Below are 2,568 nucleotides of genomic sequence, written 5' to 3'. Positions count from 1 at the left end.
TATGCAGTATATAAACAGCCCCATAATAAACAGGCCTACCACACACAAAATAGTTACAACAAGAAAGTATTCAAATAGATTAGTTTTTTGATTCACTATTTTCTTCCTTAATTTCTTTAATTTTCTCTTGCATCAGAGCGTTTATAGTCTCTGTTGTAAAAGCAGAACCAACATTTCCCAAAATACCAGGCAAAAGATGAGGTTTCATATCCTTCGAAAGTCCGTATAATCCGTTTATAGCTCCACCTTGCAATTTAGGGTTGTATTTGGGATCCCAACCTCCTGTTTTCCACAATCTATATTGATTCCATCCATAACTTATAGGTTTACCCGCGAAACCATACCCCATACTAGAACCGAGACCTGCAGTAGTGGCATTTGTAAAAATTGTAAAAGGATCATCACCTTTAAACATGCTTAAAGCTCCTCCCATGCCTGCATTCCAAGCGACGGTTCCACCAAATTTCGTATATGCCGTCATAGCACCTGTCCCAAAAGCAAACACCACATCCTCTGGGTTGACTTCTCCTGTAAACACATATTGAATCCCAGCACTTGCTGTGGCTCCTATTGTTCCGGTTGTAAGCATCACTTTGCCTACTCCATCCCCCAAGAAATATGTTGTCATTCTGCCTGCCCCACCCAATAACGGTGCCATAACTTTGCTTGCTACACCTCCCTGCAATACCTGAAGGGGGGTATCACCTATAGCCGCATTATCTCTATGGTAACCATACGTATTGACTAGATTATTGGCTTTTTTGAACAGTTTTTCTTCTTCTGTTTGTGTACGCGTCCAGTTCAGAGCTCCTAACCATCCGTCTTGCTCATACACCTGTAATCTTTCCCTGTCTGCCCAAGCATTTTTCGCGTCTGTGCTACCCGCGTATGGGAAGCCTTTGTTTGGGATCAGCGTCGAGTCCCCTTCTTTTAACAACAAAATGACCAACTGTTCAGCAGTTTTTGTACCGTACAACTGAGTTTTTTCATAGGCATATTGCTGTAATTCCTGCAGGAATCACTGTTGCTGCTCTGGCGTCAGGGACGCAGGATCTTTCCGGTACTGGTTTAACAGGTCATCGCTGATTTGGTCACGGACTTCCAACGCCAGTAACTCACGAATATCCCTCTCCGTATATTTGTTTCTCGCAACGCCTCACGGCTTTTATCCAATGCCTCACGTGAAATATCCCCCAAAAAGTTATTCTCAACCACCACTTTCCCGGCTTGGGCAGCATTGGCAACGCCTGTGCTATTATCGCTGATTAAACCGCCAGCAATCCCTGAAGCTAACGTTGCCCATGCACTTATATTTTGCTTTTCAGTTTCAGTCAGTTCATCGGGCGTTTTGCCATAAAGTGAATGCGATAAAATGCCCACTGTTTCCCCTGTCATTGCACCAGAGGCCTGCACTAAGGCATTTTCGCCTTTAGTTAATGCAAGGCCAGCATTCACCAAACCATGGGCAAGGGTGCGCTGAATATCACTTTCAACACTGTTGCCTTGAATTTGGTTTTTCACTTCATTGGCAAGGTAAGGCGCGGAACCATTAGCAATCGCGGTAACAATATTGTTGCCCATTATGCCTTGCGTAAATGCGGTGATAGCTTGAATTGCGCGGGTATATTTGCCCCCCGTACCAAAATCGGATTGGTTGGTATAGTCCTGTAATGCTTGCTGGAAGAGGTAATTTTGAACGTCACGCTCAGTAACATTCTCTTTAGTTTCAGAAAGGGCTTGGTAGATATCGTCGTAAGCCGTATCAGAAAGATTATCGAGTTTTGAATCAGCTTTCGCTTGGTTCGTACCACGAATAGTATCAACCGTGGTTGCCAAATCGATAACCTGCGCCCCAATTTCGCCCACCAACTGTTGTTTTTGTTGGCGATTTTGCTCTTTCTCTTTATCGAAGATTTTAGTTAACGTGCTGTGAGCGTTGTCGGCATCTTGGCTTAATTGCGCAATATCTTGTTGTTGATTATCGCTATCTCGTACTCGCCATGTGCCTTGCGATACCGCAGATTGAGTGGTGTTTTCAGCGCTGTCACTGTGGTTGCCTACCATGGCTAATGCATGCCCCATATTCGCCAGCATATTGCCCTCAACACCCCCTGAAGTACTTACACCACCAGATTGATGCTCAACTTTATATTCTGCGTAGTTATGGATATCACTAAAGCCTAATGTACCTGTATCGAGCTGATTATTTTTGCATCAGATTTACTGCTGATCACCGCGCCATCAAGTTGGGTATGTTTACCCACACTAATATCAAATCCTTGATTACCTGCAAATAAGCCCGTTTGTTCTTCCACTGAGCGGTATTTACTGTCCATTTTATCGCGACTAAACGAAATATTTGCCGAGCCTCCCGGTGTGCCCATTACATTGACACTACCACCCACACTTTCGTTCGATTGCTTCGACTGATAGTCATCAATGGATTGCTGGCTTTCAAGGTGTAAATCGCCACCCACTTTCGCAATAACTTTATCACCTTGAGCTTGTGCGCCTTTTAAGGTCGTATCTTGACCACTTTGTAAGGTGAGCGTTTGCCCTGCATTTAAT

At 44.1% G+C, this 2,568-nt stretch carries 3 protein-coding genes; all 3 read right to left on the bottom strand.

What is annotated here, in order from left to right; translation table 11 throughout:
• Nucleotides 1-79: 79 nt before the first annotated feature.
• Nucleotides 80-976: a hypothetical protein gene (locus tag BHE89_RS14420; protein ID WP_128860576.1), complete on the bottom strand. Its 897-nt coding sequence runs from the start codon at nucleotides 974-976 to the stop codon at nucleotides 80-82.
• Between the two features lie 92 nt (nucleotides 977-1,068).
• Nucleotides 1,069-2,094 carry a VENN motif pre-toxin domain-containing protein gene (locus BHE89_RS14415; RefSeq protein WP_069368307.1) on the bottom strand — a complete coding sequence of 342 codons (1,026 nt, stop codon included), beginning with the start codon at nucleotides 2,092-2,094 and terminating at the stop codon, nucleotides 1,069-1,071.
• A gap of 86 nt (nucleotides 2,095-2,180) precedes the next feature.
• Nucleotides 2,181-2,568: hemagglutinin repeat-containing protein (locus tag BHE89_RS14410; RefSeq protein ID WP_171742508.1), on the bottom strand; the 388-nt coding region annotated here is incomplete at its 5' end.

It is taken from the genome of Shigella sp. FC1967, from assembly GCF_001743005.1.
GTDB lineage: Bacteria > Pseudomonadota > Gammaproteobacteria > Enterobacterales > Enterobacteriaceae > Proteus.
This window is presented reverse-complemented; position numbering and strand designations above follow the sequence as displayed.